Source organism: Lapillicoccus sp. (assembly GCF_046595215.1).
Taxonomy (GTDB): domain Bacteria; phylum Actinomycetota; class Actinomycetes; order Actinomycetales; family Dermatophilaceae; genus Lapillicoccus.
Genome location: NZ_JBKJPP010000164.1, coordinates 1 through 24409, shown reverse-complemented (window position 1 = coordinate 24409; position 24409 = coordinate 1). Strand labels below are relative to the sequence as shown.

The window sequence follows — 24409 nt, the reverse complement described above, 5'->3', positions numbered from 1 at the left end:
TGAAGGAGCGCGCACACGGCCCGATTCCCCCCCCGGAGGTCGGGCTCCGCCGGGCGCCAACCGTCAGGCCACCGGCTCCAGGGTCAACAGGGTCGCCTCGGGCCGGCACGCGAACCGCACGGGCGCGTAGGGCGAAGTCCCCAGACCGGCCGACACCTCGAGCCAGGCTGCGTCGGACGGCACCGGAGCCGACAGGTCCGCACCCGCCCCCGGCCACCAGCGCGACACCCCCTTGACCCGTCCGGGGTCGAGGTCGCAGTTCGTCACCAGCGCGCCGTACCCGGGGAGGCACAACTGCCCCCCGTGGGTGTGACCCGCGACGACGAGGGAGGCACCGTCGGACGTCATGGCGTCGAGGATCCGTTGGTAGGGCGCGTGGGTCACGCCGATGGTCAGGAGCGCCGCCGGGTCGGACGCCCCCGCGACGAGGGCGTAGCGGTCGTAGTTGAGGTGCGGGTCGTCCACCCCGACGAACTCGATCTCAGCACCTGCGACGGCCACGTGGGCCCGGGTGTTGGTCAGGTCGACCCAGCCCCCCTCGCGCAGCCCCTGGACAAGGTCTTCGGTGGGCAGCCGAGCTGACTCCCCTGTGCCCTTCCGCGACCGTTCCGTCAGGTAGCGCGCTGGGTTCTTCAGCCGGGGCGCGAAGTAGTCGTTCGACCCGAGGACGAAGACGCCCGGCACGTCGAACAGTGGCGCGAAGGTCTCGATCGTGACCGCGACGGCCTCGGAGTGCGCCAGGTTGTCACCGGTGTTGATGACGAGATCCGGCCGCAGCCCGGCCAACGAGCGCACCCAGGCGGACTTGCGACGCTGCGCCGGCACAAGGTGCAGGTCGCTGAGGTGCAGGACCCTCAGCGGTCGGTGTCCCCGGGGCAGGACCGGGACACTTCGTCGCCGCAGGACGAAGGCGTTGCGCTCGATCAGGGACGCGTATCCCAGACCCCCGAGACCGGCGGCAGCCACGGCTAGGCCGGTGCGAGTGAGGGCGTGCATCAGTCCATCCTTTCAGGTCCTGGAGCCACCCCGCCCGCTGGCCCCGACCGGCCCCGACAATCGGGTTGCCCCCACCTGAGAGACTCCTCTGCATGAGCAGCACCCTGAAGGCGACCCTCCAGTCCGATCTCACCGAGTCGATCCGCAGCCGCGACGCGGTGCGGTCGGCGACCCTGCGGATGGCGCTCGCCGCGGTCACCACCGAGGAGGTCTCCGGCAAGGTCGCCCGCGAGCTGACCGACGACGACGTCCTCAAGGTGGTGGCCAAGGAGGCCAAGAAGCGCAAGGAGGCAGCCACGGCATACGTGGACGCGGCACGGCCGGAGCTTGCGGCCAAGGAGGAAGCGGAGCTCGCGATTCTCGAGGGCTACCTGCCGACCCAGCTCGACGACGCCGCGCTCGCGGCGCTGGTGGCGCAGGCTGTTGCCGAGACCGAAGCGACGGGTATGCCGCAGATCGGCTTGGTCATGAAGGCTGTCCAGCCGCTCGTGGCAGGTCGGGCCGACGGCGGGCGAGTGGCAGCCCTGGTGAAGAAGGCCCTGACCTCGCCCTGAGACGACAGCGGGGCAGTCGAGGATCCGCGCCGCCCGCCGGTCACGGGGGGTCAGGTCGTGCGGTGGGCGGGCGTTACGGGGTTGCCGGCGCGGGACCCGGAGCGACGGGCGCCGCAGGTGGCGGCTGCACCGCCGGCGGCGGTGCAGGGGCCGGGGCAGGAGCCGGAGCAGGGGCAGGAGCCGGAGCAGGGGCAGGAGCCGGAGCAGGGGCAGGAGCCGGAGCAGGGGCAGGAGCCGGAGCAGGGACCGGGACCGGTGTTGGAGCCGAAGGGACCGGTCTCGCGGGTCTGGCCGTCTGCGCCGGTCTCGTCGGCTGGACCGGCTGGACCGGCTGGCGCTGGACCGGCGCCGGCCCCGTGGAGACGATCAACTGGACGGTCGAGCCGCGGCTGGCCAGGCCACCGGGGTCCGTGCCCGAGACGGTCCCCTGCCGGTAGTTCGAGGAGGACCGGCGCCCCACCGTGACCGTGAAGCCCTGCGCCTCCAGGCTCGCGGTCGCGTCAGCGACTGACTGTCCGACGACGTCGGACACTGCAATCAGGTCGCTGGTCACGATCTGGTCGACCACTGGCGGGAAGGGGATGACCGGCGACGAGGCGAGCAGCCGGTCCATGATCCCCTTCCACGTCGGGGCGGCCACGCTCGACCCGTGGACGACGTCATAGAACTGGCCCGCCAGCGTCACGTTGTCGAGGGTCTGGCTGTTGCTCTTGTCGTTCGGCGTCCCGACCCACACGGCGGTCGTCAGCTGCGGGGTGTAGCCGACGAACCACGTCTCGTTGTTGCGGTCCGAGGTGCCGGTCTTGCCCGCAGCCGGGCGACCACCATCGAGCGCGCTCTTGCGCGCAGTGCCCACGGTGAGGACGTTGCTCATGATGTTGGCGACCCCGTGGGCCACCTCCGGCTCCACGACTTTGGCGCAGTTGCCCTGCCCCGGCGCCGGAGCCGGCAGCGCCTTCTGGTCGGGACCGGTGATGCTGACGATCGGGACCGGGGTGCAGCGGATCCCGTCGTTGGCGAGGCTGCCGTAGGCGCTGGCGACGGTCATCGGTGAGACGTTGTCGGTGCCGAGGGTAATCGCCGCTGGATAGGGCTTGATCTCCTTGCCGTCTGCCTGGCGCAGGCCCATCCGGGTCTCGGTCGCCCGGACGTTGCAGGCTCCGAGCTGGGACACGAGCTGGACGAAGGCCGTGTTGACGGAGTCAGCCGTGGCCTTGACGAGCGAGATGGGCCCGGCCTTGGTGTCGCCGTCGTTCTTGACCTTCCAGGTCGACTTGCCCAGCCCGCAGTCGCCGGGGAACTCCGCGCTGGTGTAGGTCGCCTGCAGGTCCGGCCCCCCGGCCTTGGCATCCACCGTGGAGTTGATCGACATCCCCTGCTCCAGGGCGGTGACGAGGGCGAAGGCCTTCTCCGTCGAGCCGAACTGGAAGCCGAGCGAGCCGCCGTACTTGGTGTCCACCGCCCAGTTGATGCTGGTCTCACCGGGGGCGACTGCGGTGTTGTTGTACTTGGTGTTCTGGGCCATCGCCTTGACGGCGCCATTCTTGGGGTCGATCACCACGGCGGCCGCGCCGATCTCCGCGTCGTTGACGTTGGGGACCCGCTTGGCGATCTCCTCACGCGCCACCTGCGCCGCGTTGGCGTCGAGGGTAGTGACGATGGTCAGCCCCCCGCCGTAGATGTTCTTCTTGCGCTCTTCCTGGGTCGCCCCGAGGGCGGCGTTGAGGGAGGGGTCGGTCAACAGGTAGCGCAGCACGTAGTCGCAGAAGTAGGCGTTGTCGCCAGCCTTGGCGCAGGAGCTCTGGGTCGGGGGGACCTTGATCATGCTCGCGATCGGGACCGCCTTTGCGGCCAGGTAGTCAGGCTGCGCAATGAGCCCCAGCTCGGACATCCGGTCGAGGACGACGTTGCGCCGTGCCTGGGCGCGCTCCGGGAAGTGCACGGGGTCCGAGGTGCCGGGGTTCTGGGCGAGTCCGGCGATCAGGGCCGCCTCGGGGAGGGTGAGGTCCTTGGCGCTCTTGCCCCCGAAGTAGTGCCGCGAGGCGGCCTCGACGCCGTAGGCCTGGTCCCCGTAGTAGACGAGGTTGAAGTAGCCCTGGAGGATCTGGTCCTTCGACATGGTCTTCTCGAGCTGGATCGAGTACTTCAGCTCCTGGAGCTTGCGGGTCAGGCCCGCCAGGCCCGAGCGGGCGACGGCCGCCTGGGCGGCGGTGGTGTCACCGGCCTTGATCGCGGTGGCCTGCAGCGTCTGCTTGACGTACTGCTGGGTCAGCGTCGACCCGCCCTGGGTGGACGTTCCGGCCGCGTTGGAGACCATGGCGCGCACGACGCCGCGCACGTCGATGCCGCCGTGCTCGTAGAAGCGGCTGTCCTCGATGGCGACCTGCGCCGTGCGCATGATCGGGGCCACGCTGGCGAGCGGGACGATGACGCGGTTCTCCTCGTAGGGCGTCGCGAGCTCGTTGCCGGCGGAGTCGAGGATCCGCGACTGCTGCGACAGCACCGAGGCGGTGAACGCGCTCGGGAGGGCGTCGAAGACGTCCACCCCGGACCGGGTCACGGCGCCGGCCGCGCCGACCGCTGGCATGACCAGACCTGCCGTGAGCAGCCCCATGACCACGGCCGCGGCCAGGAAGGCGCCCAGCAGGCTGATGATGCTGGCGATGTTCGTCGTGCGTCCGGCATGCATGGGGCAACAGTAACCCGGTCGGATCGGTCGCTCGGGGAGCGCGAGGACTCGGCTCGGTCACGCTCCGGCCCGGCGGGGGACTAGTCACTTCGCTACCACAAACCACCCATGTGGGGCATGGTCCCCCACGTCGACAGTTCGTATGGTCACTTTGGGGAACATTCCGAGGACGTCTGCCGAAGGTGGACGCGCACGGCCCCGTCAGGACACAGGGGAAATGAGGAACCAATCGTGACGATCACGACCATGAACGCGAGCACGGGCAGTGCTGCATCGAGCCGGCAGGATTCTGCGGGACGCCCGGCCGACGCGGGTCTGCGCATCGACTGGGCCCCCCTCGGCAGCTGCGTGCAGAGCGACCCCGACGCCCTCTTCGTCCGGGGCGCTGCCCAGCAGGATGCCAAGACCATCTGCCAGCGCTGTCCGGTCATCGCCGAGTGCCTCGCCGACGCACTCGACAACCGCACCGAGTTCGGGGTGTGGGGTGGTATGACCGAGCGGGAGCGTCGCGCCATGTTGCGTCGCCACCCCCGGGTCACCTCGTGGCGCAACCTCTTCCAGGCCGCCCGGGTCTCTGCGTCCAAGGTCTCCTGAGCACCTGGCGGACCCGGGTCAGCGTCCGGCGAGCGCCGCGCCGACCTCCCGCAGGCCCTCGACGTCATGGACGTCCTGAGCCAACGCAGGCACCTCAATGACCGGGGTCGAGGCGTGCCCTGCCGTGAATCGCCCCGCGAGGTGGTGCTGACGGTCGGCCGTCTCGGTCACCGTGGCGTGCAGCTGCAACAGCCCCGCCGTCAGGTCGTCACCCTCCTCGGCTCGCTGCTCGGCCGCAGCCCGGGCGCGGGACGCACTCAGGCCCGGCGCCGAGACCTGCTGGACGCGGTTGATGACCAGCCCGCTGAGCGGCATACCGTCCTGCTCGAGGCGGTCGACGAAGAACGAGGCTTCGCGCAGGGCGTCGCGCTCCGGTGCGGCCACGACGACGAAGGCCGTGCTGTCCTGCTTGAGCAGGGCATAGGTGAGGTCGGCCCGCTCGCGAAAGCCGCCGAACATCGTGTCGAGCGCCCCGACGAAGGTCTGCACGTCGCGGAGCATGTCCCCGCCGAGGACCTTCGACAACGTCGAGGAGACGAGGTGGACACCGGCGTTGAAGACTTTGAGATAGGCCCTGCCCCCGACCTTGGCCGGCGCCAGGAGCAGCCGGATGAACCGCCCGTCGAGGAAGGACCCGAGCCGCTTCGGGGCGTCGAGGAAGTCCAGCGCCGAGCGCGAGGGCGGGGTGTCCACGACGATGAGGTCCCACGTGCCGTCGTTGTCGGCCTCCGCACGGAGCTGGCCGAGCTTTTCCATCGCCATGTATTCCTGGGTGCCGGCGAACGAGCTGGACACCGCCTGGTAGAAGGGGTTGGCGAGGATCTGCTCGGCCTTCTCGGGCGTGGAGTGGGACAGGACGACGTCGTCGAACGTCCGCTTCATGTCCAGCATCATCGCGTCGAGGGAGCCCCCGGTGGACAGGTCGATGCCGTCGACGGGTCGCGGCGTGTTGTCGAGCTCGCTCAGGCCGAGGGACTGGGCCAGGCGGCGGGCCGGGTCGATGGTGAGGACGACGACGTGACGGCCCTGTTCGGCCGCGCGCAGGCCGAGGGCGGCGGCGGTCGTCGTCTTGCCCACCCCGCCCGCTCCGCAGCAGACGATGATGCGGGTGCCCCGGTCGGCGAGGAGCGTGTCGATGTCCAACCTCGGGGCCCGGGCCCGAGAGCTCTGTGCGGCGCTCACGGGACCATCCCCTGGTCGGTGAGCAGGTCAGCGAGCTCGTGGACGGCGTTCGAGTCGACCCCCTCAGGCAGGGACGGCAGGCGGTAGGTCGGCCGGTCCAGGGCGTCGATGACCTGGAGCTGCTCGCGCTCCAGGGCCACGCGCATCGCATGGTCGCGGGCCTCGTCGGCCAGGCCGTCCAGGACCCCGTCACTGGTCTTGAGCCCGACCGCGCGCAGGCCGGCCGCGACTGCCCCACGGTCGATGGACCCCTTGGCCGCAGCCGCGAGCTGGCGCGCGCCCAGGAGCGGCTCGCGCACCTGGTTGATGACGACCCCGCCGATCCGGAAGCCCGCCGCGGCAAGATCGCGGATCGCGTCGACGGTCTCCTGCACCGGCATGTCCTCGAGGAGCGTGACGACGTGGACGACGGTCTGCGGCGCCATGAGCATCGTGGTGATCGAGTCGGCCTGGGAGCGGATCGGCCCCACCTTGGCCAGGCCGGCGACCTCGGAGTTGACGGACAGGAAGCGCACGACGCGGCCGGTCGGTGGGGCATCGAGGACGATGGCGTCGAAGACCGGCCTGTCCCTGGCCCCCCGCCCTCGGCGGCCGGTGCGGCGGTTGGCCTCGTAGACCTTGCCGATGAGCAGCACGTCACGCACCCCGGGCGCGATGGTCGTGGCGAAGTCGATGGCCCCGAACTTCTCGAGGACCGCGCCGGCGCGGCCGAGCTTGTAGAAGATCTGGAGATACTCCAGCAGTGCGGCCTTGGCGTCGACCGAGAGGCCGACGACCTCGCCGCCCCCGGCGGAGTTGGCCACGTGGGCCTCGGTCGTGGCCAGTGGCGCGACGTCGAAGGTCTGGCTGATCCCCTGGCGGCCCTCGACCTCGACGAGCAGCACCCGCTTGCCGCCGGCGGCCAAAGCCAGGGCGAGCGCGGCGGCGACGGTCGTCTTGCCGGTGCCGCCCTTGCCGGTGACGATGTGCAGCCGCACCCCCTCCCGCGAGGAGGCTCCGTGCGCGGTCTCAGGCATGCGTCGCACCCTAGTTCCTCACCCTGGGCCGGTTGGGCTCAGTGCCGTGAGAGGTCCGACACGATGTCGAGCACCACCGCGAACGCCGCGTCCTGCGGGTCGATCAGCGCGAAGTGCCCGGCCCCCGGTATGCCGCGCAGCGCCACCTCCGCATGCTGCTCGCGGGAGTCGCCCAGCGCCTCCAGGTAGGTCTGCGAGATCACCGGGGGCACCGTGTCGTCCCGGTCGCCGTGCACGAGCACGAGCGGCACCGCAGGGGTGTGCAGGGCCGGGTCGGCGTCGGCGAAGGGGCCCGTGGCGCCGCCGGTGGGCTCGCCCCCGAGGAAGGCCTGGACGGCGCCGCTGCCGAGGCCCAGCTGCCCGCAGAGGGCCAGGTCGACGCACCCGGCCAGGCTGACGACGCCCGCGAGGCCGTGGGCCCAGGGCTGTCCGGCGGCCAGCGCGACGAGGTGCCCGCCCGCCGAGTGGCCGACCAGGACGCAGCGCGCGGGCAGGGTCGCGTCCGCGCGCACGGCCGCGATCGCCGCCGCGACGTCGGTGAAGGTCCCCGGCCAGCCGCCGCCCGGCATACCGGTCCGGCGGTATTCCACCACCGCGACGTGGTGACCCGCGTCGGCGAAGGCCTGCGCCTGGGCGGCGGCGTGGGCGCGGTCGTACTCCTGCCGCCAGAAGCCGCCGTGGACGATGACGACCGTCGTGCCGGAGGGCGTCGTCGTGGGGAGACGGACGTCGTAGACCTGCGCCGGGTCCGAGCCGTATGCCGTGGTCCGCGCCGGCGGCGGGGCCTCGCCGGCCGGGGTGAGGTCGGCGGCCGGTGACGGGCTCATGACCCTCATCATGGCAGCGCCCCCTCCGGCAGCGCGGATGGCGGCGCCGGCCCCCGGTAGGCTCGGAGGATGACCAAGTGGGAATACGCGACCGTGCCGCTCATCGTGCACGTCACCAAGCAGATCCTCGACCAGTGGGGGGAGGACGGCTGGGAGCTCGTCCAGGTCCTCACCGGCCCCGACGGCAGCGGCCTCGTGGCCTACCTCAAGCGAGCGAAGGCCTGACGTGGGCGAGGTGGAGGAGCGGCTGAGGCAGCTCGGGCTCGAGGTCCCCGACCTGGTCGCGCCGGTCGGGTCCTACGTCCCTGCGCTGCGCCAGGGCGATCTCGTCTTCACCTCAGGTCAGCTGCCCATGGTGTCGGGGGCGCTCCTGCAGACCGGCAAGGTCGGTGCTGCCGGGGACATCGGCGTCTCGGCCGAGGACGCCAAGGCGCTCGCCCGGACCTGCGCCCTGAACGCGATCGCCGCGGTCAAGAGCGTCATCGGCGACCTCGACAAGGTGACCCGCGTCGTGAAGGTCGTCGGGTTCGTGGCGTGCGACCCGGCGTTCACGGGTCAGCCGGGGGTCATCAACGGCGCCAGCGAGCTGCTCGGCGCTGCCTTCGGCGACGCAGGTGTCCACGCGCGCTCGGCCGTGGGCGTCGCCGCGCTGCCCCTCGACGCCCCTGTCGAGGTCGAGATCATCGTCGCCGTCCGCGACTGACGTTGTCGCGCCGGGAGTTCACCGTCGGACCCCTCGGGGAGCGCGCCAGGGCGTGGCTGTCCGGCGAGGTCGCCGACGTCGCGCAGCCCCGGTCCGCGGCCACCGTCATGCTCGTGCGCGACGGGGTGGAGGGCGTCGAGGTGTTCATGCTGCGACGGGTCGCGACGATGGCGTTCGCGCCACGGATGTGGGTCTTCCCCGGGGGCGGGGTCGACCCGAGGGACGACGAGCCCGACCTGCCCTGGGCCGGACCGTCGCCGCAGGAGTGGGCGCAGGCGCTCGGCTGCGACGAGGGGATGGCCCGGGCCCTGGTCAGCGCCGCCGTCCGCGAGGTCTTCGAGGAGTGCGGGGTCCTGCTGGCCGGTCCCTCGAGCGACACCGTCGTCGCCGACCTGCGCGATCCGGAGTGGGACCGGGAGCGCGTGGCGCTGCTCGACCGCCAGCAGTCGCTGTCGCAGCTGCTGATCCGCCGGGGGCTGGTGCTGCGCTCGGACCTGCTGTCGGTGCGGGCCCACTGGCTCACACCCGAGTTCGAGCCGAAGCGCTATGACACGTGGTTCTTCGCGGCCCTGCTGCCGAGCGGGCAGATCCCGGACGACGGCACGTCCGAGGCGGACGTCGCCGAGTGGACCGTGCCGAACGTGCTGCTGGCCAAGCACCGTGCCGGCGCAGTGCTGATGCTCCCGCCGACCATCGTCTCGGTCGAGGACGTGGCCGGCGCGATGTCGGCGGCGTCCTTCGTGGCGTCGACGGGTTCGTCGTCGGTGATCAAGCCCGACCTGCTCGAGCGTGCTGGCCAGGCCGTGATGAGCGTCGACCTCCCTGAGCGCGTGCCGTCCCCGGTGACCCGATCCGGGGGAGGCCGGCGGGGTTGTCGATAGGCTCGGGACCGTGATCCGAGACTTCCCGACCGGCAGCTCACCCGCCCTGCGTGCTCGCCTCGAACGCCACCGGGATCGAGGCGACCGCGACCCGCAGCGGCTCCGGCCGGCGTCGATCGTCATGCTCGTCCGGGACGGTCACGACGGCCTGGAGCTCTTCATCCTCAAGCAGGTCTCGCTGATGGACCGCTCGCCGGCCAGGGCGATCTTCCCCGGGGGCGGCGTCGACGGCCGCGACGGTGACGAGGCCCTGCCGTGGGCCGGGCCGAGCGCCCTCGAGTGGGGGAACCGGCTCGGGACGGACCCGCACGGCGCCCGGGTGCTGGTGGTCGGCGCGGTCCGCGAGGTCTTCGAGGAGTGCGGTGTCCTGCTCGCGAGCGACCGTCCCGACGGACCACTCTCGGACGTCGACGGGGAGCAGTGGCGGCTCGCCCGTGAGGGGCTCGTCAGCCGTGAGCTCGCCCTGTGCCAGCTGCTCATCCAGCACCACCTCGTGTTGCGCTCCGACCTGCTGCGGGCGCACGCCCACTGGATCACGCCGGAGTTCGAGCCCAAGCGCTACGACATCAGGGTGTTCGTCGCCAGGATGCCGCCGAGCCAGACCGCCGTCGTCTCGACCCGCGACCCCGAGGCCGCCGGGTGGTCCAGCCCCGCCTCGATCCTCGCGGACCACGAAGCCGGGGAGATCGTCCTCACCCCGACGGCCCTCATCTGTGTCGAGGACGCCGCGAGGTTCGCGACGGCCGACGCCTTCTTCGACCACACCCCGGTCATTCGCACCATCGAGCCGACGCTCGAGCGAGCCGACGACGGCACCGTCGTCCTGCGCGTCACTGTCGACGGGGCGTCATGACCGCGGCCGCCGACGGAGCGCCCTGGGGGTCGGGCGCCGTCACCACCCGGGCCCGCTGCGTCCTCGCCCCGAACCCCGGGCCGATGACCCTCGACGGCACCAACACGTGGGTGCTGCTCGAACCCGGTTCCACCGAGGCTGTCGTCATCGACCCCGGACCCCTCGACGAGCCCCACCTGCGTGCCGTCCTCGACACCGTCGAGGAGCTGGGGGCGCACGTCGCGCTGACCCTGCTCACCCACGGCCATGCCGACCACGCCCAGTCCGCGGGCCGGTTCGCCGAGCTGACCCGCGCCCCGGTGCGTGCCCTCCGCAAAGGCACGAACGGCCAGCCCGGCCAGCACGACAGGCACGGCCACGACGACCTGCAGGACGGGCAGGTCCTCACCGTCGGCGGCCTCGAGGTCGCCGTGGTCCAGACCCCCGGGCACACCAGCGACTCGCTCTCGTTCCTCCTCGCCGCCGACAACGCGCTGCTCACGGGGGACACCATCCTCGGCCGGGGCACGACGATGGTCGCGTGGCCCGACGGCGAGCTCGCGGCATACCTCGACTCCCTCGAGCGGATCGAGACCCTCACCGGCTCGGGCGCGGTGCTGCGCATCCTGCCCGGCCACGGGCCGCAGCTGCCGGAGGCGGCCGCCGTCGTGCGGCACTACCGCCAGCACCGGGCCGAACGCCTCGAGCAGGTGCGCGCCGCCGTCGCGGGCGGCGCGAGCGACCCGAAGGCCGTCGTCGAGGCTGTTTATGCCGAGGTGCCCCGTGAGGTGTGGCCGGCCGCGGAGCTGAGCGTCCGCGCCCAGCTGGACTACCTGGCGCACCGGCGGCCCACCGACCGAGGCCCCACCGACCGAGTGCCCACCGACTGAGGCCCCCCCGTTGGGGATCCGCGGATCGCGACGTATCGTCAGGTGGTGGTCGACACCTCCCGCCATCCAGAACCCGCCACCATCGGTCAGCTGCGCGACAGTGGTCATCGTGCCCGCAGCGTCAAGGCCGAGATCAGAGACAACCTCGTCGCCGCGCTGAGGTCGGGGCGCAACCCCTTCCCCGGCATCGTCGGATTCGACGACACCGTGCTGCCGGACGTCCAGCGGGCACTGCTGGCCGGGCATGACTTCGTCCTGCTCGGTGAGCGCGGCCAGGGCAAGACCCGCCTGATGCGCACCGTCGTGGGCCTGCTCGACGAGTGGTCGCCCGTCGTCGCGGGCTGCGAGATCCACGACGACCCCTTTGAGCCGATCTGCTCGCGCTGCCGCGCCCTCGTGGCCAGCGACGGCGACGACGTCGCCATCGGGTGGCGCCACCGGGACGACCGCTACACGGAGAAGCTCGCCACCCCCGACACGAGCGTCGGTGACCTCGTCGGCGACGTCGACCCGACGAAGGTTGCCGAGGGGCGCACCCTCGGCGACCCGGAGACCATCCACTACGGGCTGCTGCCACGCGCGAACCGCGGGGTCTTCGCGCTGAACGAGCTGCCCGACCTCGCCGAGCGCATCCAGGTCGCGCTGTTCAACGTCCTCGAGGAGCGCGACATCCAAGTGCGCGGGTATGCCGTGCGGCTGCCCCTCGACGTGTTGGTCGTCGCGTCGGCGAACCCGGAGGACTACACCAACCGTGGGCGGATCATCACCCCGCTGAAGGACCGCTTCGGGGCCGAGGTGCGCACCCACTACCTCGACGACGTCGACGAGGAGGTGGCCCTGATCACCCAGGAGGCTCACCTCGTCGCGGCCGTGCCCGCGCACGTCCTCGAGGTCATCGCCAGGCTCGTGATGGAGCTGCGGGGATCGTCCTCGGTCGACCAGCGCTCGGGCGTCTCGGCGCGGTTCGCCATCGCCGCGGCCGAGGGCACGGCAGCCAGCGCCCTGCGCCGCGCCGCCCTGACCGGGGAGGACGACCCGGTGGCCCGGATCGGCGACCTCGCCGACGTGCTGCCGTCCCTGCGCGGCAAGGTCGAGTTCGAGATGGGCGAGGAGGGTCGCGAGGTCGAGGTCGTCGGGCACCTGCTGCGGCTCGCCACGGCCGCGACGTTCCGCGACCGGGTGGGCGGGAGCGACCTCTTGGGCTTCACCGCCCACTTCGAGGACGGCTCGACCGTCGAGACCGGCGACCTCGTGCCGGCGGCGACCCTGCTCGAGCAGCTCGGCACGATCCCCGGTCTGGCCCACGTCCTCGACCGCGTCGGCGTCGACGAGGAGTCGGTGTCTCCCGGGCAGGTCGCTGCCGCAGTCGAGTTCGTGCTCGAGGGCCTCCACCTCACCCGGCGCCTGTCCAAGGTCGAGGCCGACGGCCAGACGATCTACGGGAGCTGAGCAGATGGCCGGGTCAGGGTCGGGCGGCCACGGTGGCGGCGGGCAGCGCGGCGGCGGGCACCGGGGCGGTCGCTACCGCTACGGGTCCTGGGACGGCGGCGCGGACCCGCTGGCCCCGCCGTTCGACGTGCGTGCCGCGATGGACGAGATCGGCAAGGACGTCCTGTCCGGGTCGAGCCTTCGAGACGCACTCGAGCGGCTGATGCGCCGCGGTCTGGGCGACCGGTCGGGGCTCGACGCGCTGCGGCGGGAGGTGGCCCGCCGTCGGCGTGAGGTCGAACGCCGGGGCGACCTCGCCGGCACCATGAGCCAGGTCCGCGAGGAGCTCGACCGCGCCCTCGACGCGGAGCGTGAGTTCCTCGCCGGCCGCGAGGGCGACGAGGCCAGGCTGGCGGAGATGACGCTCGACGCCCTGCCGGGGGAGACGGCCGGAGCGGTGCGTGAGCTGGCCGACTACCAGTGGGCCAGCGCCGAGGGTCAGGAGCACTACGCCAACGTGCTGAGGATGCTGCGCGAGGACGTGCTCGACGCGCAGTTCGCCGGGATGAAGCAGGCGCTCAGCGGGCAGGACCCCGCGGCGATGGAGGCCGTGCGCGAGATGATGGCCGACCTCAACGCGCTGCTCGCCTCGCACGCCAGGGGCGAGGACACGAGCGAGGCCTTCGGGCAGTTCATGGACAAGCACGGTGAGTTCTTCCCCGAGCAGCCCGCCACCGTCGACGAGCTGATCGACGCGCTGGCCCGGCGGCAGGCGGCGGCCCAGCGGATGATGAGCTCCCTGTCCTCCCAGCAGCGTGACGAGCTCGCCCAGCTGATGGCCCAGGCCATGCAGGACGTGGGTCTCGAGAGCGAGATGAGCCAGCTCGGCGACAACCTCCGGGCGCTGCGCCCGGGGATGTTCCGCGGCCGGCAACGCGCTGACATCGACGGGTCGCAGTCGCTCGGCTTCTCCGACGCGGTGGGTGCCGTCGCTGACCTCGCCGACCTCGAGGCGCTGGAACAGCAGCTGTCCCAAGGATATCCGGGCGCGACGCTCGACGACGTGGACGTCGAGGCCCTCGAGCGCCAGCTCCCGGCGGCGTCGGTGCGTGACCTCGCGGCCTTGCGCGACCTCACGGCCGAGCTCGAGCGGCAGGGCTACGTCCAGTCGGGACAGGACGGCCTGGCCCTCACCCCGAAGGCGTTGCGGCGGCTGGGGGAGACGGCACTGAAACGGATCTTCAGGCACCTCGACGCCGCCGCCGCGGGCAGCCACCAGGACCCGGCCTCGGGCGCCGCGGAGGAGCGCACCGGCGCCTTCCTGCCGTGGCGCTTCGGCGACGAACGACCCATCGACGCGGTCCGGACCGTGCAGAACGCGGTCCTGCGCACGGCGACGACCTCGACCCCGCGCGGTGGTGGCGGCGACGCGGACCCGGCTGCCCGGCATACCGGGGCGGCTCGGCGTCCTGCGCTCACGCTGGACCTCGAGGACTTCGCCGTCGCGGAGACGACAAGGCGCACCGGGGCGGCCGTGGCCCTCTGCGTCGACCTGTCCTTCTCGATGATCCAGGAGGACCGGTGGGGGCCGATGAAGCAGACCGCGCTCGCGCTCGCGCACCTCGTCTCGACCCGGTTCCGCCAGGATGCGCTGCAGATCATCGGGTTCAACCGGGTCGCGCGGCCGTTGACGGCGATGCAGCTCGCCGAGGTCGAGCCGGAGTGGATCCAGGGGACCAACCTGCACCATGCCCTGATCCTCGCCGGGCACCACCTGCGACGGCACCCGGACGCCGAGCCGGTCGTGCTCGTCGTCACCGACGGTGAGCCGACCGCGCACCTCGAGGAGGACGGGATGCCGACCTTCGACTGGCCGGCAACACCGGCGACCGTGCGGGCCACCGTGGGCGAGGTCGACGTGATGACCCGATACGGCGTCGCGCTCAACTTCTTCCTGCTCGGCGACGACCCGGGGCTGGCGCGGTTCGTCGACTCGGTGGCACGACGCAACGGTGGCCGCGTCTTCACCCCGGAGCTGGGCCAGCTGGGGGAGTTCGTCGTCGCCGACTACCTGCGCGCCCGGCGTGGTCGGCGCCGCTCCGCCTGAGGGCCTGCGGCTAACCGGTTGGGGCCAGGTCAGCGGGCGCGGCGCTGGAGCCGCTCCACGTCCATGATCAGCACGGCCCGCGCCTCGAGCTTGATCCACCCCCGCGTGACGAAGTCGGCCAGCGCCTTGTTGACCGTCTCGCGGGAGGCGCCGACGAGCTGGGCGAGCTCCTCCTGGGTCAGGTCGTGGCTGACCATGACGCCCTCCTCGACCGGGCGACCGAACCGCTCCGCCAGGTCGAGCAGCGCCTTGGCGACGCGGCCGGGCACGTCGGTGAAGACGAGGTCGGCAAGGTGCTCGTTGGTGCGGCGAAGCCGCTGCGCCAGCGCCGCCAGGAGGGTCTTGGAGACCTCCGGCCGGCCGGTCAGCAGCCCGGTGAGCGACTCGTTGCCCAGGGCCATGAGCTGGGTCTCGGCGACGGCGGTCGCGGTCATGGTCCGCGGGCCCGGGTCGAAGAGGCTGAGCTCGCCGAACATCTCGCCCGGCCCGAGGATCGCCACGAGGTTCTCGCGGCCGTCCGGGCTGGTCCGCCCGAGCTTGATCTTGCCCTCGCCGATGACATAGAGCCGGTCCCCGGGATCACCCTCGCGAAAGAGGATGTCGCCACGCTCCATGCGGGTCGTGCCCATCTCCGAGAGCAGAGCCCTCCCGGCCTCGTCATCGAGTGCAGAGAACAGCGGCGCCCGGCGCACTACGTCGTGATCCACGTCGGACAGTGTGCCACGACCGGGTCGGGAGTCCTCAGCAAGGCCACCTAGTCTGTGGAGATGCCTTCCGCCCCCGCCAGCGACTCGCCGGTCGCCCTGACCCGTCGGGCACGGAAGATGTACCGGATCCTGCACGAGCGCTACCCCTCCGCGCACTGCGAGCTCGACTTCACCACGCCGCTCGAGCTCCTCGTCGCGACCGTGCTGTCCGCCCAGACGACCGACGTGCGGGTCAACATGGTCACGCCGACACTCTTCGCGAAATACCCCACCGCGGCCGGCTACGCCGCGGCCGACCGGACCGACATGGAGACGATCGTCGCGTCCACCGGGTTCTTCCGCGCCAAGACCGAGTCGCTGATGAGGCTCGGTGCCGAGCTGGTGGACCGCTTCGGTGGCGAGGTCCCCGGCCGGCTGCAGGATCTCGTCACGCTGCCCGGGGTCGGACGCAAGACTGCCAACGTCGTCCTGGGCGACGCCTTCGGCATCCCCGGGATCACCGTCGACACCCACGTCGGGCGGCTGGCCCGCCGCTTCGGGTGGACCGCGGAGCAGGACCCGGTCAAGGTCGAGCACGCCATCGGGGCGCTCATCCCCAGATCGGACTGGACGCTGCTCAGCCACACCCTGATCTTCCACGGCCGCCGCACCTGCCACGCCAAGAAGCCGGCCTGCGGTGCCTGCCCGGTCGCCCGGCTGTGCCCGAGCCACGGCCTCGGCGAGACCGACCCGGAGAAGGCCGCAGCGCTCCTGCGGTATGAGCTGGCGCCGGGAGCGAAGGCGACGTGACGGCCCGTATGCCGTCCCTTGCCGGTCCGGGGGCAACGCTCACTCCGCGGGCGACCCCGGGCGGCGCTGCCCATCCCGCGTGGCTGGACACCCTGATGACCCGGGCCGCCACGACTGAGGCGTCCTGGTTCAGCAGGTTCGTGCCGCCCGACGAGGGGGGTCGGGAGTCTGCCGTGCTCCTGCTCTTCGGCCCCGATCCCGAGGGTGCTGAGTCGGTGCTGCTCATCGAGCGCAGCCACGACATGCGCTCCCACCCGGGTCAGGTCGCCCTGCCCGGGGGCGCCGCGGACGCGGAGGATGCCGACGTCGTCGCCACCGCGCTGCGCGAGGCCCGCGAGGAGGTCAACCTCGATCCGTCAGGGGTGGAGGTGCTCGGGTCCCTGCCGCCGCTCTTCCTGCCCCCGAGCGGTTTCGTCGTGACCACGGTCGTGGGCTGGTGGCGGGAGCCGTCCCCGATCTCCGTCGGCGACCCGGCCGAGGTCGCTCAGGTCGTGCTCGCCCCGCTGGACTACCTCATCGACCCGGCCACCCGGCATACCGTGAGCCACCCCTCCGGCTACCGCGGCCCCGCCTTCCGCCTTGCCGACGACCTCCTCCTCTGGGGGTTCACCGGCGGCATCGTCACCAAGGCCCTCGAGCTCGGTGGCCTCGAGCAGCCGTGGGACGCGTCCGTGACCGAGCCGCTGCCCCAGCGCTTCCTCGGAGGGCGTTCGTGAGTGGCGCGCTCATCCTGGACGTCCTGCTAGGACTGCTCCTGGTCACCTACGCGGTGACCGGCTACCGCCAGGGCCTGCTCGTCAGCGCCCTGTCCCTCGTCGGGTTCCTCGGGGGCGGGGCGCTGGGCATGTGGCTCCTGCCGGCCCTGCTCCAGAACTGGCGGTGGGCCGCCGACCACGAGGTGCTGCGGATCGTCGCCCTCGTCTTCGGGGTCTTCCTGATGGCCTCCGTGGGCCAGGGGATCACCGTGGCGGTGGCCAACCGCGCCCGCTCGCGGGTCAAGGCCAAACCGCTGCGCAACCTCGACTCGCTGCTCGGGTCCGTCGCGGTCGTCGCCGCCGTGTCCATCCTCATCTGGTTCGTCGCCGGCGCGGTCCGCAGCGGTGCCCCCGCTCCGCTGGCCAAGGCGATCGGTGAGTCGCAGGTGCTGCGCACCATCGACCGCGTGGTCCCGCCCCAGACCGGCCGGCTCTTCGCCGGGTTCCGGACGATCCTCGACCGCAGCGGGGTCCCGCGGGTCTTCGAGGGGCTCTCACCCGAGCCGATCCAGCCCGTCGACCCTCCCGACCCGGGCGCGTCGGCGACCCCGGCCATCGCGACGGCCGCGGCGTCGATCGTCAAGATCACCGGGGTGGCCGAGTCGTGCAACCGTGGTCAGGAGGGCAGCGGCTGGGTCGTCTCGCCCGAGCGCATCGTGACGAACGCCCACGTCGTCGCCGGCATGGGCGAGGCTGACGTCAGGGTCAAGGGGGTCGGCCGCTCCTATCCCGCCAGCATCGTCCTCTTCGATCCCCAGCGGGACCTGGCCGTCCTCGAGGTGCCGGGCCTGGCCGCCCCCGCGCTGACCGAGGGCGCCGCCCTGGCCCGAGGGGCGAGCGCGGTCGTGGCCGGCTTCCCGCTCGACGGGCCGTTCCAGCTCGACCCGGCCCGCGTGCGGCGCACCATCGAGGCGACCGGCTCGGACATCTACGGCCAGCCGGGCATCTCCCGGGAGATCTACTCGCTCTATGCCCGCGTCCAGCCGGGCAACAGTGGCGGCCCGCTGCTGTCCGAGGGCGGGCAGGTCGTCGGCGTCGTCTTCGCCAAGTCCCTCGACGACGACTCGACGGGCTATGCCCTGACGCTCAAGGAGGCGCAGCCGGTGCTCGACGCGGCAGCCGGGGCGAGCACGCCGGTCTCGACCGGCGCCTGCTCGACCGGCTGAGCACCGCGCCGTCGGTGCCGGGTCGGACCGGGGGCCTGCGCACCTCAGGTGTCGACGGTGTCGAGCCAGTCGACGATGGCCGCGGTGACCCGCTCGGGGGACTCCTCGGTGAGGAAGTGGCCCGCGCCCTCGATCTGCTGGTGGGTGTAGGCCCCGCTGACATACCGGGCCGACCCGCCCGTGGCGCCCGCGACGACACAGCCGTCCTCGGTGCCCTGCAGGTGCAGGACCGGTTGGTCGATCTGCCCGTTGATCCGGCGGTTGAAGAGCGGGCCGTCCTGACGAATCTGGCTGCGCCCGAACCATCGGTAGTGTTCCGCGGCGGAGTGGGCGACGAACGGCAGGGCCATGGCGTCGGCATACCGGGTGACGTCCGCCGGCGAGGGGTACTCACCGTAGGGGGAGCTCCACTCGCGCAGCAGCCGCTCGACGTAGGAATGGTCCCGGGCCATGGCGCGTTCGGGCGCGAACGGCCGCTGCAGCTCCATGACGTAACGGTTGGCCCGGCGCTGCTTCGTGGAGCGGTAGGAGGCCCGGCGCATCACCCGCGGGTGCGGCATCGACAGCGATCCGATCGCCCGGGTGATCCCCGGCTGGAGGGTCGGCATGGACCAGGCGACGAAGCCGCCGAGCCCCTGCCCGAGGACGATCGCGCTCTCCTCGCCGAGGGACCGGATGACCGTGGCCGCGTCGGCGGTGGACGTGTACGTGCTGTAGCCGCGGGGGGGCTTGTCCGACGCCCCGTAGCCGCGCAGGTCCATCGCGACCGCGCGCCAGCCGGCGTCGGCGATGGCGCTCATCTGGTGTCGCCACGCATACCAGAACTGGGGGAAGCCGTGCATGAGCAGCACCATTGGGCCGTCCCCGAGCTCGGCCACGTGGAAACGCGCGCCGTTGGCCGAGACGAACCGGTGCTCCCACGGACCGTCGATCAGCACGGACGCGGCGTCGAGACTCATCGCGGGCGAAGCCTGTCGGTTCGAGGCACGGAGGCCCGGATCAGCGATGTCGGGGGTGCTCCACGAGCGCCACCTGGCTGTTGGACGCCGGCACCGCCTTGGCGTGCTCCTTGCCGGAGGCCTGGGCCGACCGGAGCGCCGTCAGGGTCTCCTCGACGCTGGCCACCGTCCGCTCGGGCCTGGGGTTGATCTTGCCCAGGGCGGACTTGCCGACGAGGGCGAGGACGGCGGCGACGACGAGCAGCACCGCACCGACGATGAGGAAGGCGGCCCAGGTCGCGAGGCCGAGGGCCTGCAGGCCCCAGGCGGCGGCGGTGAGGAGCATGCCGAGCGCATAGAGGGCGAACACGCCGGCCACCAGGAGCAGCGGCAGGCCCTTCTTGGCGAAGGCGAGCGACCCCGCGATCTCGGCCTTGGCGAGCTGGATCTCCTTGCGGATGATGGTGGTCACGTCCTGCATCGCCTCGGCGACGAGCTGGCCCAGCGTGCGGTCGCTGCCGTTCTTGCTGTCGAACGCCATGAGTGTTTCCTCCCACCGCGCGTGCAGCGCGGATCGCCGGGCCCGCGTGACGATGGACGCGCGGACGGAGTCAGCCCGAGCCTAGCGTCGACGTCCGATGACCGTAGATGTCGGGGATCCCGTCGCCGTCGTCGTCGCGAGCCTCGTCCTCGTGGATGCGCCGGTAGTGGCGGTTGCGCGTCCGCAGGACAACGGCGGCGAGGAGGGCGGCCAGGGTCGAGCCGACCAGCACGGCGAGGCGCACGTGGTCGTCGCGTTCCGAGCCCGGCCCGAAGGCCAGCTCGCCGATGAGCAGCGAGACGGTGAAGCCCACCCCGGCCAGCAGGGACAGCCCGAAGACGTCGCTCCAGGCGAGGTCCTCGTCCAGCTCGGCCCGGGTGAAGCGGGCAAAGAGCCAGGTGCCGCCGAAGATGCCGACGGTCTTGCCGACGACGAGGCCGACGACGACCCCGATCGCGGCCGCGTCCTTGAGGCTGTTGCCGATCCCCCCGGCGCCGACGTGGACGCCGGCAGCGAAGAACGCGAAGACGGGCACGGCGATCCCCGCGGACCACGGCCGCAGCCGGTGCTCCATCCGCTCGGCGAGCGTGTGGTGGCTCGCGTCCTCCTCGCGGGCCTTGCTCACCGGGACGAGGAGGCCGAGCAGGACACCAGCAACCGTCGCGTGGATCCCGGAGGCGTGCACCAGGCCCCACGCGAGCAGCGCCGGGATGGCCAGGAGAAAGGGGTTGGTGATCCGGCGCCGCAGCATGAACGCGAAGGCCGCGAGCGGGATGACAGCCAGGCCGAGCATGAGGACGTTGAGGCCGGAGGTGTAGAAGATCGCGATGATGGTGATGGCGATCAGGTCGTCGACGACGGCCAGCGTGAGCAGGAACGAGCGCAGCGCCGACGGCAGGTGGGTGCCGATCACCGCGAGGACGGCCAGCGCGAACGCGATGTCCGTCGCGGTCGGGACGGCCCAGCCACGCAGGACGTCGCCCGAGCCTCCTGCGAGGCGGGCCGCCACGACGTAGAGGATCGCCGGCACCGCCACACCGCACGCAGCAGCCGCGATGGGCAGCGCCGCCTTGGCCCGGTCGGAGAGGTCCCCGGCGACGAACTCGCGCTTGAGCTCGATGCCGGCCACGAGGAAGAAGACGGCGAGCAGGCCGTCGGCCGCCCACTGCCCGAGGGTGAGGTTGAGATGCAGCGCCAGCGGGCCGACCCGCAGGTCCCGCAGCGACTCGTATGCCGTGAAGAAGGGCGAGTTGGCCCACACCAGCGCGAGCACGGCGGCAGCAAGCAGCAGGGCGCCGCCGACGGTCTCGGTGCGCAGGGCGGAGGCGACGTAACGGGCCTCGGGCCAGCTGCCGCGCCCGAGAAGGCGACGGATCGGGGTGGGAGAAGAGGACGGGGAGGGAGCGGACCCGGACGGGGGCTGGGGCGGCGGGTCGGTCACCGGCGGCCTTTCGGTGTGGAGGGTCGAGGGATGCGCCGACCGGGCCCAGCCCGGACAGCGTTTGCCGACCAGTCTTCCCGGCACACCGTGAGCCACGAGTATATCGGCTCCCACATGGCGGGAGAGCGACCTGGACCGACCTGGACCGACCGTGGCCGTCGGACACACCGGCCCTCGAGGTGGCCGGGTGGCAGCGCCTGCGTGGCCGGACCCGAAGATTCGGGTGAACAGCACGCTGCCGGGCCCGTCCTGGTCCCGTTGGGGTCGCCTTCGGGGCACTGTGGTGACGTGGCATACGGAATGCAGACCGCACCCCTGGCGATCGCCCACCGTGGCGGGGCCGGGTTGGCTCCCGAGAACACCCTGCTGGCCTTCGAGCGGTCGACGGCCCTGGGGGTGCGCTACCTCGAGTCCGACGTCCACGTCACCTCGGACGGGCACGTCGTCTGCTTCCACGACGACACCGTCGACCGGGTCACCGCCGGGACGGGGCGGGTGGCGTCGCTGACGCTGGCCGAGCTGGGGTCCCTGCGGGTCCGGGGAACAGAGCCGGTGCCGACCCTGGTCGAGGCGCTCGAGCACTTCCCCGACGCGTGCTTCACGGTGGATCTCAAGCAGGCCGCGGCGATCGAGCCCCTGGCGAGGGTGCTCCGCAGGACGGGGGTGGCCGAGCGGGTGTGTGTCGCGGGCGCGTGGGACGGCTGGCTCGAGGCCGTCCGTGACCAGGTGCCGGGGGCCACGACCACGCTGGGCTGGCGCTCGCTCACGGCGCTCCTCGTGGCGGCCCGCCTCGGGGTGCGGCCACCGAGACAGATCGCCACGGCGCGCTTTGCGCACGTGCCGGTCTCGCTCGGCCGGCTGCCGGTCTTCGTGTCCCGCCTTGTCGAGCTCGCGGCCACGATCGACGTGCGGGTCGTCGTCTGGACGGTCGACGACACGGCGCTGATGCGGCAGCTGCTCGACGACGGGGTCGACGGCGTCATCACCGACCGGCCCGACCTGCTGCGTGAGCTGCTGATCGCCCGCGGCCAGTGGGTGCCGGGGGCTCCACTCGACGCTCAGTCGAGGGCGAGCAGGACCTGCGCGAGCTCGTTGGGGGCGGAGTACATCGGCCAGTGCCCCGTCGCGAGCTCCACGAGCTGCCAGTGCGGTGAGGCGAGCAGGGCCGTGACGTCGTCGGTGGGCTCCGACCCGTCGAGCAGGCACTTCACATAGGTCGAGGGCAGGTCGGCCAGGTCGCCGGTCAGCTCCGCGGGGTCGGTCAGGGTGCGCCCCGGGTGCGGCTTGCTCCAGTCCTGGATGAGGTGGATGTCGCCGTGGCCCAGACCCTGAGCCCGGTAGTCGTCGTGGGTCAGCGTCGGCGGCCAGCAGCCCTGGTTCGCCGCGATGGCTTCCACGAGCTCACGCCGACCCTCCGGGCCGAACCCGTCGGCGAACGAGCGGCCGTCCCGCGCGACGACGGAGTCGACGTAGACGACGTGCCGCAGCCGGTCCCGGACCTCGAGGGCTGCCAGCCCCACCGGGATGCCCGCACAGCTGTGGCCCACGAGGACGACGTCGTGCAGGTCGGCCTCCTCCATGACGGCGACGATGTCGTCGACGTGCGTCCGGAGGGTGACGTCGGTGGCGTCGGAGAGGTTACCCAGACCCGAGAGGGTGAGCGGGCGCACGTGGTGGCCGGCGTCGAGCAGCAGGGCACACACCCGCTCCCACGCGAACCCGCCGAGCCACGCACCGGGCACGAGCACGAATGTCGTCATGGTCTGAGGCTACCCAGCCGCGCCCACCCCGAGCGGTGGGTCAGTCCTCGGACTTGCCGGTGTCCAACCCTGACCGGATCAGCTGCATGACCGTGGAGTCGGCCAGCGTCGTCACGTCCCCCACCTCCCGGTTCTCGGCGACGTCGCGCAGCAGCCGGCGCATGATCTTGCCGGAGCGGGTCTTGGGCAGCTCCTTGACGATCATGATCTGGCGCGGCTTGGCGATCGGGCCGATCTCCTTGCCCACGTGGTTGCGCAGCTCCTGGACGAGCTTCTCGCCCTCGCCGGGTTCGTCCGCCTCCTCCACCGCGTCGCCGCGCAGGATGACGAAGGCGCAGACGGCCTGGCCGGTTGTCGCGTCGTTGGCCCCGACGACCGCTGCCTCGGCGACCTTGGGGTGCGAGACCAGCGCCGACTCGATCTCCGTCGTGGACAGGCGGTGGCCCGAGACGTTCATGACGTCGTCCACCCGGCCGAGGAGCCAGACGTTGCCCTCCTCGTCCCTCTTGGCGCCGTCGCCGGCGAAGTAGAGCTTGTCGAAGCGCGACCAGTAGGTCTCCTGGTAGCGGTCCGGGTCGCCCCAGATGCCGCGGAGCATGGCCGGCCACGGCTTGTCGACGACGAGATATCCGCCGCCGCCGTCCGGCACCGATCTGGCCTCGTCGTCGATGACGTCCACGCTGATACCGGGGATGGCGCGCTGGGCAGAGCCGGGCTTGAGCGCGGTGACCCCCGGCAGGGGGCTGACCATGATGGCGCCCGTCTCGGTCTGCCACCACGTGTCGACGATCGGGCAGTGGTCGGCGCCGATGACCCGGCGATACCACATCCATGCCTCCGGGTTGATCGACTCGCCCACCGAGCCGAGGACCCGCAGCGACGACAGGTCGAACTTCGCGGGGATCGACTCGCCCCACTTCATGAAGGTGCGGATCGCCGTGGGGGCGGTGTAGAGGATCGAGACCTTGTACTTCTCGACGATCTCCCACCAGCGGCCCTGGTGGGGGGTGTCGGGCGTGCCCTCGTACATGACCTGGGTCGCCCCGAGCGCGAGCGGTCCGTAGACGACGTAGGTGTGCCCGGTGACCCAGCCGATGTCGGCGGTGCACCAGTAGACGTCGGTCTCCGCCTTGAGGTCGAAGACCGCCCAGTGCGTGTACGCCGCGCCGGTGAGGTAGCCACCGGTCGTGTGCAGGATGCCCTTGGGCTTGCCGGTCGTGCCCGACGTGTACATGACGTACAGCGGGTGCTCGGCGTCGAAGAACTCGCACGCGTGCTCGGTCGAGGCCTGGCCGACGGACTCGTGCCACCACACGTCGATCTCGTCGTTCCAGCTGTCCGCACCGAGGTCCTGCCCGGTGCGCTTGACGACGAGGACCTTCTCGACGGTGTGGCCGAGGGCGGCAGCCTTCACGACGGCCTCGTCGACGGCCGGCTTCAGCGCGGAGGCCGAGCCGCGTCGGTAGCCGCCGTCCGAGGTCACGACGACCTTGGCCTGGCAGTCCTCGAGGCGGGAGGCGAGGGCGTCGGAGGAGAAACCACCGAAGACGACCGTGTGCGGGGCGCCGAGGACTGCCAGGCCAAGGTCGTCGTGACCTCGGACGGCGGCTACC

The 24409-nt window shown here is 72.0% G+C and carries 23 protein-coding genes and 1 pseudogene; 13 read left to right on the top strand and 11 right to left on the bottom strand.

The window, feature by feature from the left end; genetic code table 11:
* Nucleotides 1-63: 63 nt before the first annotated feature.
* Entirely contained in the window at nucleotides 64-996 is a 933-nt protein-coding gene (locus ACLL9L_RS14635; RefSeq protein WP_411285395.1) for a metallophosphoesterase, read from the bottom strand.
* A 92-nt stretch (nucleotides 997-1088) separates the two neighbouring features.
* On the opposite strand from ACLL9L_RS14635, the gene ACLL9L_RS14630 reads away from it, so the two are divergent.
* Nucleotides 1089-1550 (top strand): GatB/YqeY domain-containing protein, encoded by a 462-nt coding sequence (locus ACLL9L_RS14630; protein WP_411285394.1) that lies wholly within the window; start codon nucleotides 1089-1091, stop codon nucleotides 1548-1550.
* A gap of 73 nt (nucleotides 1551-1623) precedes the next feature.
* Here the strand turns inward: ACLL9L_RS14630 and ACLL9L_RS14625 are convergent, their stop codons facing one another.
* Entirely contained in the window at nucleotides 1624-4239 is a 2616-nt protein-coding gene (locus ACLL9L_RS14625) for a transglycosylase domain-containing protein (protein ID WP_411285393.1), read from the bottom strand.
* 315 nt (nucleotides 4240-4554) lie between these two features.
* Here ACLL9L_RS14625 and ACLL9L_RS14620 point away from each other — a divergent pair, with 315 nt between their 5' ends.
* A complete protein-coding gene (locus ACLL9L_RS14620; RefSeq protein WP_411285396.1) occupies nucleotides 4555-4833 on the top strand; it encodes a WhiB family transcriptional regulator in 279 nt (92 codons plus the stop codon).
* Between the two features lie 18 nt (nucleotides 4834-4851).
* Here ACLL9L_RS14620 and ACLL9L_RS14615 read toward each other — a convergent pair whose 3' ends face one another.
* From ACLL9L_RS14615 to ACLL9L_RS14605, 3 genes are read right to left on the bottom strand one after another with little or no spacing between them, the layout of a single operon-like run.
* Nucleotides 4852-6015, bottom strand: a complete 1164-nt coding sequence (locus ACLL9L_RS14615; protein WP_411285392.1) for an ArsA family ATPase — start codon at nucleotides 6013-6015, stop codon at nucleotides 4852-4854.
* Complete coding sequence (locus ACLL9L_RS14610) at nucleotides 6012-7031, bottom strand: ArsA-related P-loop ATPase (RefSeq protein WP_411285391.1); 1020 nt, start codon at nucleotides 7029-7031, stop codon at nucleotides 6012-6014. The genes ACLL9L_RS14615 and ACLL9L_RS14610 overlap by 4 nt, the downstream gene beginning before the upstream one ends.
* Nucleotides 7032-7069: 38 nt before the next feature.
* Entirely contained in the window at nucleotides 7070-7858 is a 789-nt protein-coding gene (locus ACLL9L_RS14605; RefSeq protein WP_411285390.1) for an alpha/beta hydrolase family protein, read from the bottom strand.
* 69 nt (nucleotides 7859-7927) lie between these two features.
* Here ACLL9L_RS14605 and ACLL9L_RS14600 point away from each other — a divergent pair, with 69 nt between their 5' ends.
* From ACLL9L_RS14600 to ACLL9L_RS14570, 7 genes are read left to right on the top strand one after another with little or no spacing between them, the layout of a single operon-like run.
* A complete protein-coding gene (locus tag ACLL9L_RS14600; RefSeq protein ID WP_411285389.1) occupies nucleotides 7928-8083 on the top strand; it encodes a hypothetical protein in 156 nt (51 codons plus the stop codon).
* 1 nt (nucleotide 8084) lies between these two features.
* Nucleotides 8085-8561, top strand: a complete 477-nt coding sequence (locus ACLL9L_RS14595; protein WP_411285388.1) for a RidA family protein — start codon at nucleotides 8085-8087, stop codon at nucleotides 8559-8561.
* Between the two features lie 2 nt (nucleotides 8562-8563).
* Nucleotides 8564-9442, top strand: a complete 879-nt coding sequence (locus ACLL9L_RS14590; RefSeq protein WP_411285387.1) for an NUDIX hydrolase — start codon at nucleotides 8564-8566, stop codon at nucleotides 9440-9442.
* 10 nt (nucleotides 9443-9452) lie between these two features.
* Entirely contained in the window at nucleotides 9453-10295 is an 843-nt protein-coding gene (locus ACLL9L_RS14585) for an NUDIX hydrolase (RefSeq protein WP_411285386.1), read from the top strand.
* Nucleotides 10292-11164, top strand: a complete 873-nt coding sequence (locus ACLL9L_RS14580) for an MBL fold metallo-hydrolase (RefSeq protein WP_411285385.1) — start codon at nucleotides 10292-10294, stop codon at nucleotides 11162-11164. Before ACLL9L_RS14585 ends, ACLL9L_RS14580 begins: the two co-directional genes overlap by 4 nt.
* 45 nt (nucleotides 11165-11209) lie before the next feature.
* Nucleotides 11210-12613 carry a sigma 54-interacting transcriptional regulator gene (locus ACLL9L_RS14575; protein ID WP_411285384.1) on the top strand — a complete coding sequence of 468 codons (1404 nt, stop codon included), beginning with the start codon at nucleotides 11210-11212 and terminating at the stop codon, nucleotides 12611-12613.
* 4 nt (nucleotides 12614-12617) lie between these two features.
* Entirely contained in the window at nucleotides 12618-14699 is a 2082-nt protein-coding gene (locus ACLL9L_RS14570) for a vWA domain-containing protein (RefSeq protein WP_411285383.1), read from the top strand.
* Nucleotides 14700-14728: 29 nt separating this feature from the next.
* On the opposite strand, the gene ACLL9L_RS14565 is transcribed toward ACLL9L_RS14570, so the two are convergent.
* Entirely contained in the window at nucleotides 14729-15406 is a 678-nt protein-coding gene (locus ACLL9L_RS14565) for a Crp/Fnr family transcriptional regulator (protein WP_411285382.1), read from the bottom strand.
* Nucleotides 15407-15466: 60 nt separating this feature from the next.
* Between ACLL9L_RS14565 and nth the strand changes: the two genes are divergently transcribed.
* From nth to ACLL9L_RS14550, 3 genes are read left to right on the top strand one after another with little or no spacing between them, the layout of a single operon-like run.
* Complete coding sequence (gene nth / locus ACLL9L_RS14560) at nucleotides 15467-16195, top strand: endonuclease III (protein ID WP_411285381.1); 729 nt, start codon at nucleotides 15467-15469, stop codon at nucleotides 16193-16195.
* Nucleotides 16192-16911 (top strand): NUDIX hydrolase, encoded by a 720-nt coding sequence (locus ACLL9L_RS14555; RefSeq protein WP_411285380.1) that lies wholly within the window; start codon nucleotides 16192-16194, stop codon nucleotides 16909-16911. The genes nth and ACLL9L_RS14555 overlap by 4 nt, the downstream gene beginning before the upstream one ends.
* A complete protein-coding gene (locus tag ACLL9L_RS14550) occupies nucleotides 16908-18116 on the top strand; it encodes a MarP family serine protease (protein WP_411285379.1) in 1209 nt (402 codons plus the stop codon). The genes ACLL9L_RS14555 and ACLL9L_RS14550 overlap by 4 nt, the downstream gene beginning before the upstream one ends.
* A gap of 44 nt (nucleotides 18117-18160) precedes the next feature.
* Here the strand turns inward: ACLL9L_RS14550 and ACLL9L_RS14545 are convergent, their stop codons facing one another.
* From ACLL9L_RS14545 to nhaA, 3 genes are all read right to left on the bottom strand, one after another.
* Entirely contained in the window at nucleotides 18161-19075 is a 915-nt protein-coding gene (locus ACLL9L_RS14545; protein ID WP_411285378.1) for an alpha/beta fold hydrolase, read from the bottom strand.
* Between the two features lie 40 nt (nucleotides 19076-19115).
* Nucleotides 19116-19595 carry a phage holin family protein gene (locus tag ACLL9L_RS14540; RefSeq protein ID WP_411285377.1) on the bottom strand — a complete coding sequence of 160 codons (480 nt, stop codon included), beginning with the start codon at nucleotides 19593-19595 and terminating at the stop codon, nucleotides 19116-19118.
* Between the two features lie 70 nt (nucleotides 19596-19665).
* Nucleotides 19666-21036: a Na+/H+ antiporter NhaA gene (gene nhaA / locus ACLL9L_RS14535; RefSeq protein ID WP_411285376.1), complete on the bottom strand. Its 1371-nt coding sequence runs from the start codon at nucleotides 21034-21036 to the stop codon at nucleotides 19666-19668.
* A gap of 288 nt (nucleotides 21037-21324) precedes the next feature.
* Here nhaA and ACLL9L_RS14530 point away from each other — a divergent pair, with 288 nt between their 5' ends.
* Nucleotides 21325-22251, top strand: a complete 927-nt coding sequence (locus tag ACLL9L_RS14530) for a glycerophosphodiester phosphodiesterase (RefSeq protein ID WP_411285375.1) — start codon at nucleotides 21325-21327, stop codon at nucleotides 22249-22251.
* Here the strand turns inward: ACLL9L_RS14530 and ACLL9L_RS14525 are convergent.
* Nucleotides 22176-22796, bottom strand: a pseudogene (locus ACLL9L_RS14525) (alpha/beta fold hydrolase); the annotation flags it as partial. The gene ACLL9L_RS14530 and the pseudogene ACLL9L_RS14525 sit on opposite strands and share 76 nt — an antisense overlap.
* A gap of 40 nt (nucleotides 22797-22836) precedes the next feature.
* Nucleotides 22837-24409: acetate--CoA ligase (gene acs / locus ACLL9L_RS14520; protein ID WP_411285374.1), on the bottom strand; the 1573-nt coding region annotated here is incomplete at its 5' end.